The organism is Chitinophaga sp. LS1, from assembly GCF_034274695.1.
Classification (GTDB): Bacteria; Bacteroidota; Bacteroidia; order Chitinophagales; family Chitinophagaceae; genus Chitinophaga.
Genome location: NZ_CP128362.1, coordinates 5,829,533 through 5,845,185, shown reverse-complemented (window position 1 = coordinate 5,845,185; position 15,653 = coordinate 5,829,533). Strand labels below are relative to the sequence as shown.

The following is a 15,653-nucleotide window of genomic DNA, read 5'->3' as shown; positions in this document are numbered from 1 at the left end:
TTCAATTAATTCAGCACATGCTCCGCTTCCACAAATGCTTCGAAGGCCTCAAGCGTCCACGCCTGATAATCTTCTAAGCCTATACCTAATCGCTCATCGCGCTGTATTTCCTTATCATCCCTGGAATCCCAATAACCATTTGCGAGTGATTGAACATTATCAGTCGTTTCCACTGACACTTCATTATACTCTTCGGGATAGCTTCTGTAGTTTCCCATGGCCAGCTCCTGAATGGAATGCTTTACACCTTCTTTGTTATTCTTAGACATGGTATCTGTTTTTGGTTCACAGAATAAAAAACAACAACCATTCCGCTATGCCAAATTCCAGTGCATCTTAAGATAATTTTAACTTATTTTTTAGATTTCCTTTCATCTACTACTCCATTAAATGTAATAGGCTGGCGGTTGTTGCCAATCACCTGCAGTGAAGAATATCCTGCTGAAGAGACATTGAGTATCAGTTGACTGGCTTCCTGTGTATCCTTTGGTTTGATCACAATCGTCCATCCTCCTTTTTTCTTTTCTGTGACCTTATAATCAAATTTAGTAGAGGTAAATTGTATGCCTCCTTTGGAAGGATCCATCGGTGCTGTATACGCACGGCCAAAATACGGCAGATAACTGATTACAGAGTCTTTGGTGACTGTCAGGTCATACTGACCATTCAGCTGCCTGTCCGGCGAAGGGCCGGCAGGTATTGAAGACTGAGCAGTAAATACATATGACTGGTTATGAATCAGATTTGTGATGGCCGCTTTCTTATCGTCGCTTTTGGATTGTGCTGAAGTGAGGCTGGGCAGGGATATAGCCATGGACACAAGGCCGGCTATTACGATATTTTTCATAAAATGATATTTATTTAGGTAGCTGCGAATATCATTCCATAAAATGAAGTGTGAGTAGAAATCCTACTATCACATTTTCGTGTTATAACATATTAACTTTTCATCCCCGACCTTTGTAGTCACTACCGAGGGACGATCACTAACTAATAAAGACTCACACTTGCGAAATGTTTTGGCTCGACTTACCAACTTATGGGAGAAGCTAGTGGGAGACCCTGCAGCGTTTTCGCTGGAGAACCGTGCTTTCAACTCCATCAGTGTCATTACCCTGGCACTCTTAACTGTATTATTGCCATTCAATATGTGGCTGGGACTGACTGCGGTATGGATCATCGTGCTGGTGTTACTGATCTTACAGGTTTTCTTCTTCTGGTTGTCCAGGTTTAAGGGGATTTACAACGTGAGCATGCTGGCCTATGTGATTGTCAGTTATATCACATTGACGGCCACTTATTACCTGAACTCCGGCAGTCATGGCCCCGTTCTCCTGTTGTTTTTCCTCACATTTAACCTGCTGATTGCATTCAGCCCACGTAATCGACACTGGATCTGGGCTTCCCTGCATTTGCTCCTACCAATTACCCTGCTCACCATGGAATACCTGCACCCCAGCTGGATTGCAGATAGTTATCAGAGTGCGCAAAACAGGTATATTGACCTCGCTTCCAGCTACTTTGTGACCCTAACCTGCACCTTCCTGATCACTAATTACCTGCGGAATAATTATAACAGGGAGAAAAAGAAGGCGGAAGACAGGGCGGATAAAATCGATATTCAGAATGCCAACCTGGAACAACTGAACCAGAAAAAGGATAAACTCTTCTCTATCATCGCACATGACCTGCAAAGTCCCTTAAATTCGATTATTACGACCCTGCACCTCATTGCAGAATACGAATTGTCAGAAGAGGAACGTAAAATGCTGGGCGATGAACTGCTGACCATGACCAAGAATACCTCCAATATGCTGACGAACCTGCTTACATGGAGTAAGATGCAGATGGATGGTCGTGGGGTACGGTTATCACCGGTACATGTATACGAAGTTGTGCAACGGGTATTGGGTATTCAACAGATACTTGCAGATAAAAAATCAGTGACGCTGACTTCCAAAATTGATCCTGCTGTGTATGTAACGGCAGATCATAATATGCTGGAGCTCATCATCAGGAACCTGGTGAATAATGCGATTAAGTTTACTCCTAATAACGGACAGGTGACGATCAGCCTGTTGGTAAAAGATGGTATTTGCCAGCTGATGGTGACGGATAATGGTATTGGTATTGAAAGTTCTCATAAGGAAGAAATCTTTTCCTTGAAGACGCAATCTACTTTCGGAACGAATAATGAAAAAGGGATTGGGCTTGGATTGGTACTTTGCAAAGAGCTGCAATCTTTACAGCATGGGGAGCTTTGGTTTGAAAGTGTACAGGGGAAAGGAACGACTTTTTATGCGACGATACCGGTGGCGGATCCTGCTGCGGATGGGAGGATATCGGCGTAAGGGGAAGCGGAGCTACTACCCCGCTGTCCCTCTCTAAAAATCACTTATCCCACCAGAGTACATCCGCCAGCGAACTCACTGCCGGCACATTCGCTGCATTCCTACTGGTTTCAGATGCAGGATAACTTACCCTTCTGATAAAGGTGGTTAAGAGCGCATTCGCCGGTAAATTGAAATTCTTATATTGATAATCATATCTCCGTGCATCTGTCCAGCATTCAGGCTGCAGGAACATTACCACGTATTTCTCTTTAAACAACAGCTCCTTTGAATAAGCAGGTAATTGAGACAGGTAGTTCGCCTTGTCTGTAACAGACACGCCTACCTTATCCATATTTGCACCTATGCCATCCAGGTATGCCTGATAAGACTTTGCAGCATCGGTATTAAAATAGGCTTCTGCTGCAATAAACCGGGCCTCTGCATACGTAAGCAATAATAATGGCGCACCTGATTTAGAATAGTACCCATTTACTGACAGGTAGCACTGCCCTTTGTCCGTACCGGAGCCTACACGCCCCGCACCATTAACAGTCCCCCTGTAATCACCATATTTAGTCGTATCTGTTATCAATGGCAAACGAGGATCGAATATCCCATATGTACTGCCATTCAGGGCATTGATAAAAGTCGCACTCAGCCAGCCGTCGAGATTGCCACTGGCATTATTGACGGCTACGCCGTTCCATAGACTCAGACTTTCAAACCGGGTGATGGCGGCATCATCGCTATTGCTGGTATAGCCACTATCCAGTGCTGATAGGATGGCTGCAGGATCGTAATCCGCTTGTTTGCTCAGGCGGTTTAGTAACCGCGCTTTGAGTGTATAGGCTGTTTTGATCCAACCTGCTACCGAGCCACTATGTACCAGATCGTTTTCTGCATCGAGGGTAATAAGCGGATCTGCCTGTTTGAGGGAAGCAATTCCTTTTTCTATCAATAATAAACAACTATCATAAATCGCCGCTCCTTTATCGTAAGCGGGTGTGAGATAAGTAGCGCCCTGCCATGCCTGCGAGTAAGGAGCGTCTCCCCAAAGATCTATGAGCATACTCATGTTGTAAGCTTCGAGGATCTGGCCTACACCCATATGCTGATAAGCGTTCTTCTCTACAGCCAGTACTTCCATCTGGCGTATATCCTCTATCGTGAGGTAGATGTTTTTCCAGGTGGTGCTGGCATCAATGTCATCATACACATCTGTACTACTGCTGGCATTGGGTGAGGCCAGCTGTTGTACGTAATAAGAAGTGATATTGCCTACATTGAATACGTTTACACCTGTCTGGTAAGTAACTTCTGATAATAACCCATTGATAGGTGGGTTGGTTGTTTGATTCGGGTTCGTCTGGTTCACATCCAGGTAGCCTTTGGAACAACCTGCTATGGCGGCCAGTAAGATTATATATATTCGTTTCATGACTTTAGAATTGAAGGTTTACACTGAACAGGAAACTACGGGTAGCAGGATAAGTAAACCCTGCAAAGCTATCGGCACCATTACTGCTGGCAGAGGCGGAGCTGGTTTCAGGATCGAAACCCGTATACTTTGTATGCAACCAGAGGTTATTCCCTGTGAATGACACAGTCGCTCCCGAAATGGCATGGGTAGGTTTTAGCCAGCCAGCAGGCAATGTGTACGATAACCCTGCTGATCGTAACCGCACCCACGAAGCATTTTCAATAAACTTTTCACTTGCCCCACGATAGTAATTACGATAATAACCTGCCCCATAATCTACCCCATCAGGCCCCGTACTCTGACCTAAATAAACGGCTTTTGCATTCTGTGTTCCATCTGCCAGCACACCATCAAATACAATCGTCTGGTTCCTGTTCTCTGTTATCTTTGATTCCCCAAAGGCAGCGAGGAAGTTGGATAGCTGGTTGTATTTATAGGCTCCCTGACGAACATCCAGTAACAACGAAAGTGTAAAATTCTTATACCTGAAAGTCTGTAGTGTGCTCCCCATCCATTTTGGCAAAGTACTACCCAGATACCGCTGATTAGTGACATCATCCAACACAGGGAAACCATTCGCACCAATGAGCAATGGCAGGTCTTTACGCAGGGTCACACCATCATCATCGTCTTTAGCATAATACCGTTTGTAACTACGGCCATACAGCGCACCATAAGCCATACCGGGTACCAGCTTGCTGGTAACAGTTGAACTGAGGTAGCCATACTGACTGGAAATCACGATCTCTTTCAATTCTGCGCCCTGCTGCTCATTCAGTTTAATCACCCTGTTCCTATTCGTAGAAAAATTGATCTTAACATCCCAGCTAAAGTCTTTCGTACGTACCGGCATCGCTGTTACAGTCACTTCCAAACCCTTGTTATTGATTTCACCCGCATTGACATAAGCCTGATCATAACCGGTAGCATTTGATACATACACCGGCACCAACAGGTCTTTGCTCTTTTGCTGATAAGCATTTACTTCCAATCCCAGGCGATTATCGAGAAAACGCAGTTCTGTACCGATTTCACTGGTATTCGTAAATTCCGGACGAAGGTTCGCATTGCCCAAGGTTCTGCTTTGATAAAAAGGTACAGTGGTCCCAATCGGATCACCCGTTTCAAAACCATTCGTAATCGCGTATGCATCACCATCTTTGCCTATCTGTGCATAGGAGATTTTCAGTTTTCCATAACTCCACCAATCTGGTAATTTGAACATATCAGAGAAGATATAGCTAAGACTGGCACTGGGATAAAAGTAACTTCGGTTCTCGCGGGACAAGGTCGATGTCAGGTCATTACGACCGGTGAGTTCCAGGAAGAGCAGGTTCTTCCACCCCAGGGTCAGGTCTCCAAAATAGCCGTAATTGCGGTAGTCGAGGATATAAGAATCCCCTTTCACACGTTTGGCATTGCCTAATAAAAAAAGATCCGGCACCACCAGTGTATCTCCTTCCACACTACTTCTACGTACCCGTTGGTCGCGAAGATCGTGACCGAGTTTAAAGTCAATAGAGAATTTCTCATTGAATGTCTTTGTGAAATTCGCCATGATGGTAGAAGTAAGGTTACGACTGCGCAGGTTGTATTCATCAATGAAACCGTATTCGTTGTCATCGAGGTTAGGTGCTTCATCCACCACGCCCAGTGGACCGGGAGCGGTATGCGTACGGCCATCGGTGTAGAAGTCATTACCAAAGCGATAAGAGAAATTCAACCAGTCAACAGGCTTATAAGTGATGTAGGCACTTGCGATAGCCCTGTTTACATTATCCCTGAATTTATTGGTAGAGAGTGTGTAAATGGGATTGTTCGTTCCGCTGCTGTACGTTTGTTGGGTACCATCTTCTTTCTTATAATCTTTCATGTTCCACCGGGGCGCCCAGTAGATGATCTGTTCGCCATAGCGATCGGAGTTGACCCTATTGCCACCGGAGTTGATGTAATTGAGAGACGCACCGGCGGTCACCTTGTTACTGATCCTGAAAGTGGCATTCAGGCGGGCGTTGTAACTGGTGTAGTCACTAAAGGGGATCACACCATTCTGCTTGAAATAGGAGACTGATCCTATAACCTGCGCCGCCTCTGTACCTCCGCCTACGCTCACAGTATGGCGGGTTTGCATGCCGGTTCGGAAAGCCTGTTTATAATTGTTAAAGAGTGTAGCCGGATGGGTAGGATCTTCCTGCCTGGCTTCGGCCACGGTAGGTCCCCAGGTGGGCCAGAAGCTGGTAGCGTCGTATACGCCGAGGTAACCCTGCGTGTAGGTAGATTGCACTTCAGGGATCTTATTCACCTGGTCAAAGCCATACAAACCATTGTAAGATACCCGGATCTTACCGGCTTTTGCTGATTTGGTAGTAATGATGATCGCGCCGTTTGCTGCGCGAATACCATAGAGGGCAGTGGCCGCACCACCACGTAGTACAGAAATGTTGTCAATATCATCGGGGTTGATGTCAGAAGCACGGTTACTCATACCACGTGTTTCTGCACCACCAGTGGTATAAGTACTATTGTCTATTTCCACCCCGTCAATGATAAAGAGGGGTTGGTTGTTTCTATCACCAGCGAGGGAGTTGATACCCCGAATGATGATACGGGAACTCTGGCCGGGGCCGCCCCCGGTACTGGTAATCTGTACGCCTGCTACTTTGCCCTGCAGCGCATTGACTACATTCGGTTGGTGGTTTACATTCAGGTCTGCGTTGTCTACCTGCTGGATCGTGTAACCTAGTGCGCGTTTTTCTTTTTTGACACCGAAGGCGGTGACAACTACTTCACTCAGGTCTTTCTGAGAGGGTTGCATGACAACATCGACGACAGACTGAGCACCGACCGGTATTTCCTGTGTGGAGTAGCCTACATAGCTAAAAATAAGTGTGGCGTTGTCGTTTTTCAGGGTAATGGAGTAGGTGCCGGATGCATCAGTGTAGGCGTGATTTTGGGTGCTCTTTTCGATAATGACGACTCTTTCCAGGGGTTGTTTATTATCTCCGGCAGTAACAGTGCCGTGTACGGATTTTCCCTGCTGCGCAAGGGAAATCGAGGTAATACTTAGCAATGATGCTAGCATCAACCATGACAATAATTGCATAAGTTGAGTTTTAGGTGAACAAAGTGACTGTACAGATTATTGAGTTAGACAAATCTTCCTTTGGGCGATTGATTCTGGTTTCTCTCTTTTAAATTTAGGAAAATATATTGTACAAACAAACGCTGCTACCTTTGGCAGCAGCGTTTGTTTGGGAGTGTGGCCTGCGGCCGGCTTTAAGCCGGGAGGCTTGGGACCGTGAAGCCTTTGGTTATAAATGTTGTGCTATTTTAATCTGTTGTATGGAAAATAATTATTTCCACTCTCCGGTTTTTTCTTCTTCCTTCTAATGTTTTGTTATCCGCCACCGGCTGCGTTTCGCCAGCTCCGCTAATCTGGCGGATGTCATTTCCTACACCATACTGCTGCATATAGCCGGTTACGGCAGTTGCCCTACGTAATGATAAAGTATAATTATAATCATCATTACCTGCATTATCTGTATGCCCTGTTACCTGTAATTGCACGCTTCCATCCCTTGGTATTTTTTTCATCAAACTATCAAGTGCTGCATGCAATGCAGGATTGAGCTCACTACTGTTAAATTTGAATAATATATCTGGTATGACCAGTGTATCAGGAGGTGGGACCACCTTTTTCACGACCACTACCGGCGGCGCTACATGGCACAAGATCATTTCTACCCTGTTATTATCTGCCTCAGTTGTATCATATCGCGGATTTCGCTTCCCCTCTCCTCTTATCTGGAAATCATCAAAACTATACCCCTCATTATATACAAGATAAGTAGCCACTGCCTTCGCCTTATCATAGGAAATAATTTTATTGTACTCTTCCGATGCTGCCTGCCATGCATGGCCGACCAACTGAATCCGCATGGTCGTATCTCCTTTATAATTTTTCAGTGCGTCGTTGATAGGCTGCCGATATCGTTCATTAATCGTAGTATGATCCTGGTTAAATAAATCATCTTTCAATATCAATGTATCACATCCCTCATGACTCCCATTGAGTGTATGCAGGACAGGTCTGCCCGGTGTCAAAGCTTCCGGAATAGAATGCCTGTGATGTTCTGCATATAAAGCAGCCCGTGTAGCAGCGGTATCTCCGCATAGCTGCAATTGCTCATTGACAGCTGTAATACTGATACTATCTATTAATACCTGTGCATTGGTATAACCAGAAAATCCATTTTTACGCACAGGTGCTTTGAAATTCCCCACTATCAGGTGTGTCGCATTATTAGTGGCCACATAGGTCTTCTCTAATATATACCAGGGCATTTTGGTATGCCACAGTTTTTTTTGCTGATCCGCTTCATTTAGTTCTACGCTGACAGGTTGTGACAAACAACCCGTATTCTCACTAAAGATAAAAGCCGTATCAAACCGCAGTCCGATACGCAACGGATAATTTTCCGTATTCATATACACCCTTATCTTATACGCCTGTCCTTTTTGCAACGCACACAACAACCGGGTTTGTATATACACTCTTGCATCCGGATTCTCCACAGGTCCTTCCTGCAACAGGGATACATAGTGCTGCCCCTGCAAAGCAGCGCCATTACAGAGATATTTCATCTTGATCATCTCTGGTGCAACAGCCATCCACCCGCAGGGAGCACAGGGCGCTATGTATTCCGTGCAGATATTTACTTCCTCAAAACTCGCATTCGGCAACAGGTTCTGTGCACTTAGCAGGTTTGTACAGTAACAGAATAATATAATCAGTAAGCTTATTTTCATTCAGTCACAATTTCCAATACTTTGCTGGATAACGGCTCATTCCCGGATACATTGATACCCGCTTTCATGAGATAATCACCCGAAAATATCTTATTGTGTTCATATAAATGAGATTCTTCGCCGGGCTTCAGGTTGATTTCCGTCACCCTGTATTGTCTGTGTGGATCCAATCCCTGCAATTTTACAGGTGCAAAGTTTTCTCCAAAACGGGTATGCAGGTTATAAGCGAATAAGACTGATTTTGATTGCGCAGCATCTACGTACATCAACACGGCTCTATTCTCCTTATAGGGAGAGATCAAACGATACAGATCACCATGCGCCAGTACCGGCTGCAACCGTTTATAGTTCGCCACGGCCTGCTGACTAAATGTCCATTCATCGCCCGTGAATTTATCCAGGTTTATATCATACCCCAGTCTGCCCATCATCGCCACATCTGTACGGAACTTCAGGGATTGCTTACCCCATGAGGTAACGTGGTCGGCTACTGTAAATGAAGGGAAGAAATAAGAATATCCCCACTGTATAAATACCCTTTCAAACGGATCTGTATTGTCACTTGCCCAGAACTCTGTAAAGTAAGGCAACGCCCCATAATCAACCCTGCCACCGCCACCGGAGCACAACATGATCGCTAAGTGCGGATACTTGCTACGGATACGTTTCAGTACCTGGTACAAACTACGGGTGTATTCAATATATAGTCCTCCCTGGTTGTCTTTCAGGTAAGGAGAATATGCATTTGTGATCATACGGTTACAATCCCACTTGATGTAGGCAATACCCGGGTTGGCAGTCATCATGTTATCAACGATGCCATATACAAAATCCTGTACTTTAGGATTCACCAGATCCAATACCAGCTGGTTACGGAAGTAATCTTCACCTCTGTTTGGCAACTTCAGTATCCAGTCAGGATGCTGGTGATACAGATCGCTGGCGGGATTCACCATTTCAGGTTCCAGCCAGATACCAAATTTCACCTTTTTCTCTTCCGCAGTTTTTACCAGGTAACCCAGTCCATGCGGCAGTTTAGCCTTCATTTCCTGCCAGTCGCCCAGCCCTGCATTATCGGCATTGCGGGGGTATTTATTCCCAAACCAGCCATCATCTAACAAAAACAGATCAGCCCCTAATTTATGGGCATCATCAAACAAAGCAGAGAGCTTTTCTTCATTAAAATCAAACCCAGTCGCCTCCCAGTTATTCAGCAATACGGTACGTGGTTTATCGCCATCTATTACACCATACTTCGCACCCCAGCGATGGAAGTTATGACTGATAGCAGCACGGCCATTATCGCTGTAAGAAAATATAAATGCAGGAGTTTCAAAATTCTGGTCAGGTTGTAGTTTATATTGAGAAGCATAGGTGTTCATACCTGAAATAACCCGAAGCATATTCAGCTCGTCGACTTCAAAAGCAAACCGGAAATTGCCCGTCCAGGCCAGCGTACCTGCCATCACAGCGCCATGTGTTTCAGTAGAAGGTTCATCTAAAGAGACAAAATAGAAAGGCATCTGGTACATATCTGCACGGGTACCCAGTTTGGAATCAAGGATCTTGATACCACTGGTCAGTTCGTTTTCATCCATCTTCATTTCTTCTGCCCAGTCACCATGGAAGTTGGTAAGGTAGTATTTATGTGCATTGAAGTGCAGGATGCTGGATGCGAAATTAGCCAGGACAACGGCTCCTTTTTCCTTATGACTGATCTCTGTCCAGACCTTAAAGATGTCTTCCTTTGCATAGGTATTTACATGTAGTAATACGGTAAATGGATATTTCGGGTCACGCAGGGTGATAGTGGTCGCAGTGATATTGTCATCCGTTTTTACCGTGTTCCGGTTAATGTACAACAGCTCCAGCGAAGGGTTGCCATCCGCATGGGTGACCTGTATCGCAGGTTCAAACAGGTTGTTTGTACCCGCGGGTGTATATGCCTCCCAACGCTCTACAGGACGAAGCTGTTCTCCGCCATCTGCGAGTTTGGGACCAAAGTATTTCTGCAACAATCTTCCTTTGCCATCTACTTCAAAATCCAGTTGTAAATGATCGGTGGTGGTAGAGAATCGTTCCTGCGCCAGCAAACGCGTGACGGGTAAACAGCAAAATAGCGTAAAGGCAATAGCGACCTGTTTAATCATAACGTAAAATGGTTAATTAGCGGGTTAAGCTATTACTTTTTTTCAAATTTTACTAACCATTTATCGATGAGCAGACCGGTTCCCGATAAAGGTTTTAATCTGCTCATAAAGCGGGTACCAGTCCATATACACCTCAAAAGCAACCCGGGAACGGCCTAATGTTGCTTTCATATTGGTAATGCGGGCATTGTACTTACTCTTGTGTGCCGTATAGGCCATCTGGACATTGTAGAGCGTTTCTGATAACGGAAGCGGGGCTATTCCGGGCATATTCAAGGGTTATATTTCCTAAAATACGGATTTCCTACTAAAGAACTAGACTAATTTGGATAAATTAGCCTGCGACTTGAACAAAACAATGGAACCACAACCCCTTTCATAATAGTTTTTTCCTTTAACTGTTAAACATTAACTTTGGGGGTACTGATACTTTTATAGAGTACTGACAAAAATGTAAGTAATGAGAAAAGAAAGCTCTACTAATACATTGAACAGGAATAAAATCAGCAATAACTGCGGCATGGCGTATACGCTGGACGTAATAGGCGGCCGATGGAAACCGACTATCTTGTGGAGCCTGCTCAATGGCAAGCTGCGGTATAGTGAACTGAAAAAATCTATTCCCGATGTATCTGAAAGAATCCTGGTCCTGCAGTTGAGAGAACTGGAAAAAGACGGACTAATCAATCGACTCGTTTATGCAGAAGTGCCGCCAAGAGTAGAATACGAGCTCACTAAAGACGGCGCCTCACTCCAACCCATGTTACAAATCATATCTGAATGGGGTGATGTGCATAGACCTCACAAAGCAAACGTTTAAAAATTAAGACACGCAATAATGAGCTTAGAAATATTTTTTACCATCTTTTTGGTGCTGCTGAACGGGTTTTTCGTTGCTGCAGAATTTGCTATCGTAAAGGTCCGATCCTCGCAGATAGAAGTAAACTCAGGTCGCAATAAAACAGTATCCAAGATAGCCAAAGACATGCTGAATAACCTTGACGGTTACCTGGCAGCTACCCAGTTAGGTATCACCCTCGCTTCTCTGGGCCTTGGCTGGGTTGGTGAAAAGGTGATGACAGAAATGATCATCAATCTCTTTACTTCACTGGGCCTGAATCCAGATGTAGGTATCGCTCAAAAAGTAGCCATCGGCTGTGCATTCCTCGCTATCACCATTCTGCATATCGTATTTGGCGAGCTGGCCCCCAAATCTCTCGCTATCCGTAAACCAGTGCCAACCACTTTTACAGTGGCAGTGCCGCTGAAATTGTTCTATGTCATTTTCCGTCCTTTCATCTGGATCCTGAACGGTCTGGCCAATGTGATCCTCCGTATCATTGGTATCACCCCCGTTCATGAAAATGAAGACATACACACGGAAGAGGAACTCCGTGTGATCATTGCTGAAAGCCACCAGGGCGGTGTGATTGAAGAAACGGAGAAAGCCCTGATCCAAAACGTATTTAACCTGGGCGACCGCCATGTATCTACCCTCATGACCCCCCGAAATGAGGTGATCTGGCTGGATATCCAGGATAGCCCGGAAATAAACAAAGCTAAGATCCTGAAACATAAACATACCATGTACCCGCTGGCTAACGGCGACCTGGATCATACTACCGGCTTTGTTTACAGCAAAGACCTGCTCAGCGATAATTTCAACGCTGCCATCAATAACCTGTCAGCCCTGAGCCGCAAACTACTCGTGGTGACGGTACACAACCGTACTTACCAGCTGCTGGAACTCTATAAAAGAGAACGTATTTACCAGGCTATGGTCGTTGACGAATTTGGTTCTATCAAAGGCCTCGTGACCATCAATGACATCGTAGACGCACTGGTAGGTGATATCTCTGAAACGAATGAATTTGAATACGAAGTGATCCGCCATGAAGATGGCAGTATGCTGGTAGACGGACAGCTGCCATTCGTGGAATTCCTGGAACTAATCGGTGTAGATGCCGACCAGCAAAGAGTGAATGTAAACAACTTTGTCACCCTGGGTGGTTTTATCCTCGACAAACTGGGTAAAATACCTCAGAGTGGCGACAGTCTGCAATGGAAAAACCTGAAAATGGAAGTGGTGAAGATGGACCAGCACCGCATTGCCAAGGTGCATATCTGCAATATTGAAAACGATCCTAAAGAGGAAGAGGAATAACACACAACTTAATATACTTCTATGAAAACCAGCTGGTTCAAGTCCCTGTTACCGCACCTGGCAGCCATTCTGGGTTTGCTGATCCTTGCGGTTTTGTATTGCAAACCTGTATTAGAAGATAAGGTCATCAGTCAAAGTGATAATGTACAGTGGCAGGCGATGGCCAAAGAAGCCATGGATTATAAAAAGGAGCATGGCATTCCTCCATTATGGACCACCAGTATGTTTGGCGGGATGCCGACCTTCCAGCTGGCCATGGAGTCTCCTTATCACATTGATAGTGCTATTCCTGCAATCCTCACACTGGGATTGCCCAAGCCGATCAATGTATTGTTTCTCTCCGCACTTTGTTTTTATTTGCTTTGCATCGTTTTAGGTACGCGCTCATGGATCGGCTTTGCCGGTGCAGTGGCGTATACCTATGCCAGTTATTCGCCTATTATCATCGTCACAGGGCATGACACCAAGATGATCGCACTGGCCTATCTGCCTGCGGTCATTGCAGGTCTGGTGCTCATTACCCGGCGTAGTTACCTGGCGGGTACGGGCATCATGGCACTCTCCCTCTCCTACCTGATTGCCGCCAATCACCTGCAGATGACGTATTATTTCTTCCTGATACTGGCCGTCCTGGGTATTGCCTATGCCGTCTATTCTATCAGGGAAAAAGCGTTTAAACACCTCATCACAGGTGGTTTACTGGTTTTGCTTGCTGTAGGACTGGCACTGGCATCCAATGCTGTGAGCTTGTGGACGACCTATCAATATTCGAAGGAAAGTACCCGCGGTGGTAAGTCGCCATTGAGTCCACTGCCGGGTGAAACTGCCGAACAACATAATGGAAAGAACTATGCATTTCAATGGAGCTATGGCAAGTTTGAAACGTTCACGCTCATTGCACCTGATATTTATGGTGGCAGCTCAAGTGGTAAACTAGGCACGAATTCAACTACCTATAAAACATTAACCGAAATCGGTGTACCTACTAACAATGCAGAAAAACTGGTAAGCAGCTGGAACCTTTATTGGGGAGATCAGTCTTTATTAGGTACCTCGGGGCCTGTGTACCTGGGTGTCATAGTGTGCCTGCTTGCACTGCTTGGCTTGTTCATAATCCGTTCATGGCACAAGTGGTGGCTGATCGGCATCTCAATACTGGGTATTGTGCTGGCATGGGGTAGCAACTTTGCTGCGTTCAACTATTTTATGTTTGATCATTTTCCGCTTTATGATAAGTTCCGCGCACCTTCGCAGGCATTGATCATCCCGCAGTTATCATTTGCGATATTGGCAGTGATGACATTGCAGGAAATGATCAGCGGTGAAATCAAAAAGGAGGAGCTACTGAAGAAACTGAAATGGTCTGGTTATATCATGGGCGGCTTACTGGTGTTGTTGCTACTGGCATCTACCAGTATGCGCTATACCAATGCCACCGGCGACAACGCCAACCCGCATAGTGATGATCAGTTCCATGCCCAGCTGGTACAAATGACACAGGGCCGGACCGATATTGCAGACAAATTGATGGCTGCAACAAGGGCAGACAGGGCGGATCTGTACAGAAGTGATGTATTTCGTTCTATCTTTTTTGCAGCACTGGCATTTGGCCTCCTGTGGTTCTTTATCAAAGGGAAACTACAGGCGCGTTACCTGGCTATAGGTATCACTTTACTCATTATGATCGATTTGCTGCAGGTAGACAGGCGCTATCTGAATGAAGATAGTTTCATGGATGCCGGATCTTATAGTATGCCATTTCAGGCCTCTCCTGCCGATCAGCAGATACTACAGGACAAGGATCCGTACTACCGCGTATTTAACCTGACCCGCGACCCCTTCCAGGACGCCATGACGTCTTATTATCATAAGAGCATAGGAGGTTACCATGCGGCGAAGCTCCAACTTTACCAGGACCTGATTGAAAGACAGATCAGTCAGAACAATATGCAGGTACTGAACATGCTAAACACAAAGTATATCATTACCAACGGCGTGGAAGGTGCTGCCGTACATCAGAATCCGGATGCACTGGGCAATGCCTGGTTTGTAAAAACCATTCAGTGGGTACCGGATGCAGATGCGGAAATGAGTGCACTCACCACATTCCATCCAAAAGATACCGTGGTGATTGACCAGCAATATAAACCACTGGTGAAGGCGGATTTCCAGTTTGATTCCAGTGCCGTCATTGCTTTACAGTTCAATCACCAGGATACCATTGCGTATACATCCAGGGCCGCCACACCACAGTTTGCCGTATTCTCTGAGATCTATTACCGCCAGGGATGGAAAGCTTATATAGATGGAAAAGAAGCGCCTTATACCAGGGTAAACTATGCTTTAAGAGGGATGTCTGTTCCGGCAGGCGACCATACCATCACATTCATTTTTGCACCTGAAGCATATTATGCAGGTGTAAAATTATCCCTCGGTAGCTATATCATTATGTTGCTTTTATTAGCAGGAAGTCTTGCATTGTACTTCCGTAAGAAATAAATTTCAAAGTCCGCCTTCAATAAATTTTGAAGGTGGACTTTCCCTTTTCATCTATACATTTTAGCTGTTCGTAGTAAAAAAACGCGATTCTTGTTTTACAATAGCAAATTCCCCTATCTTGCGTGAAATATAGGGCTGTCTTGCCCTTTCAGCTATCAACTTTACCATTTCATCTATACAATTCTCCTATCTGTAGCCAACAAACAATAGTACTGTAA

The 15,653-nt window shown here is 45.2% G+C and carries 11 protein-coding genes; 4 read left to right on the top strand and 7 right to left on the bottom strand.

Features of this window, described 5'->3' with window-relative positions; all coding sequences use genetic code 11:
* Positions 1–5 precede the first annotated feature (5 nt).
* Positions 6–269, bottom strand: coding sequence for a hypothetical protein (locus QQL36_RS24155; protein WP_083723026.1), 264 nt, complete (start codon positions 267–269; stop codon positions 6–8).
* Positions 270–352: 83 nt separating this feature from the next.
* Positions 353–847, bottom strand: coding sequence for a DUF4251 domain-containing protein (locus QQL36_RS24150; RefSeq protein ID WP_083723025.1), 495 nt, complete (start codon positions 845–847; stop codon positions 353–355).
* A gap of 172 nt (positions 848–1,019) precedes the next feature.
* On the opposite strand from QQL36_RS24150, the gene QQL36_RS24145 reads away from it, so the two are divergent.
* Positions 1,020–2,351 carry a HAMP domain-containing sensor histidine kinase gene (locus tag QQL36_RS24145; RefSeq protein ID WP_321567058.1) on the top strand — a complete coding sequence of 444 codons (1,332 nt, stop codon included), beginning with the start codon at positions 1,020–1,022 and terminating at the stop codon, positions 2,349–2,351.
* Positions 2,352–2,391: 40 nt separating this feature from the next.
* Here QQL36_RS24145 and QQL36_RS24140 read toward each other — a convergent pair whose 3' ends face one another.
* The 5 genes from QQL36_RS24140 to QQL36_RS24120 all read right to left on the bottom strand — a co-directional run bounded on the left by QQL36_RS24140 (position 2,392) and on the right by QQL36_RS24120 (position 11,042).
* On the bottom strand, positions 2,392–3,771 hold the full coding sequence (locus QQL36_RS24140; RefSeq protein ID WP_321567057.1) for a SusD/RagB family nutrient-binding outer membrane lipoprotein: 1,380 nt from the start codon (positions 3,769–3,771) through the stop codon (positions 2,392–2,394).
* A gap of 4 nt (positions 3,772–3,775) precedes the next feature.
* Complete coding sequence (locus QQL36_RS24135; protein WP_321567056.1) at positions 3,776–6,916, bottom strand: SusC/RagA family TonB-linked outer membrane protein; 3,141 nt, start codon at positions 6,914–6,916, stop codon at positions 3,776–3,778.
* Positions 6,917–7,143: 227 nt separating this feature from the next.
* Positions 7,144–8,622 carry an OmpA family protein gene (locus tag QQL36_RS24130; protein ID WP_321567055.1) on the bottom strand — a complete coding sequence of 493 codons (1,479 nt, stop codon included), beginning with the start codon at positions 8,620–8,622 and terminating at the stop codon, positions 7,144–7,146.
* Positions 8,619–10,772, bottom strand: coding sequence for an alpha-galactosidase (locus tag QQL36_RS24125; protein WP_321567054.1), 2,154 nt, complete (start codon positions 10,770–10,772; stop codon positions 8,619–8,621). The genes QQL36_RS24130 and QQL36_RS24125 overlap by 4 nt, the downstream gene beginning before the upstream one ends.
* 60 nt (positions 10,773–10,832) lie before the next feature.
* Positions 10,833–11,042 carry a hypothetical protein gene (locus QQL36_RS24120; RefSeq protein ID WP_321567053.1) on the bottom strand — a complete coding sequence of 70 codons (210 nt, stop codon included), beginning with the start codon at positions 11,040–11,042 and terminating at the stop codon, positions 10,833–10,835.
* A gap of 190 nt (positions 11,043–11,232) precedes the next feature.
* Between QQL36_RS24120 and QQL36_RS24115 the strand changes: the two genes are divergently transcribed.
* The 3 genes from QQL36_RS24115 to QQL36_RS24105 are packed head-to-tail and all read left to right on the top strand — an operon-like array spanning position 11,233 to position 15,435.
* Positions 11,233–11,592: a winged helix-turn-helix transcriptional regulator gene (locus QQL36_RS24115; RefSeq protein WP_083723018.1), complete on the top strand. Its 360-nt coding sequence runs from the start codon at positions 11,233–11,235 to the stop codon at positions 11,590–11,592.
* An 18-nt stretch (positions 11,593–11,610) separates the two neighbouring features.
* Positions 11,611–12,936, top strand: coding sequence for a hemolysin family protein (locus QQL36_RS24110; RefSeq protein WP_083723017.1), 1,326 nt, complete (start codon positions 11,611–11,613; stop codon positions 12,934–12,936).
* Between the two features lie 21 nt (positions 12,937–12,957).
* The gene (locus tag QQL36_RS24105) at positions 12,958–15,435 is read left to right on the top strand and encodes a YfhO family protein (protein WP_321567052.1); all 2,478 of its coding nucleotides are present in this window, start codon (positions 12,958–12,960) and stop codon (positions 15,433–15,435) included.
* The last annotated feature ends 218 nt before the right edge of the window (positions 15,436–15,653 follow it).